At 68.2% G+C, this 456-nt stretch carries 2 pseudogenes; both read left to right on the forward strand.

Annotated features, from left to right (window positions below):
• Nucleotides 1-208: pseudogene (locus tag BIV03_RS16940) on the forward strand (ABC transporter substrate-binding protein); the annotation flags it as partial.
• Nucleotides 208-456 (forward strand): annotated as a pseudogene (locus tag BIV03_RS16945) (sugar ABC transporter permease); the annotation flags it as partial. The pseudogenes BIV03_RS16940 and BIV03_RS16945, both read left to right, overlap by 1 nt.

The raw sequence follows: 456 nt of genomic DNA on the forward strand, positions 1-456 counted from the left end.
GATCATCGACGCCGGCAAGCTCTCGAAGCCGACCGCCTTCACCGGTGCCTGGTCGGACATCCAACTCTCCCTCGTGGACGTCGTCGTGCAGTCCATCCCGTCGCTCAAGAGCGGTGAGGTCACCGACGACCAGCTCCGGAAGCGTCTGCAGGACGCCCAGAAGGACGCCCAGTCCACGCTCGACCGGCAGAAGAACGGAGGCCTGTGATGACGCAGGTCCAGACCCCCGCGCCGCGCGCGACCGAGCCGCGGGACCGCGAGGTCCGTCCGCACGGCACGACCCCGCTCTACAAGCGGGAGCGTCCCCTCTGGATGCTCCTCCCAGGCGGCGTCCTCATGCTCGCCGTCATCGTGGTGCCGCTCCTCGTGGGCTTCTACATCGCGATGCTCGACCTCGACCAGTACACGCTCCGCCAGTGGTTCAGCGCCCCGTTCGTCGGGTTCGCGAACTTCGCC

It is taken from the genome of Curtobacterium sp. MCBA15_016 (assembly GCF_001865105.1).
Classification (GTDB): Bacteria; Actinomycetota; Actinomycetes; order Actinomycetales; family Microbacteriaceae; genus Curtobacterium.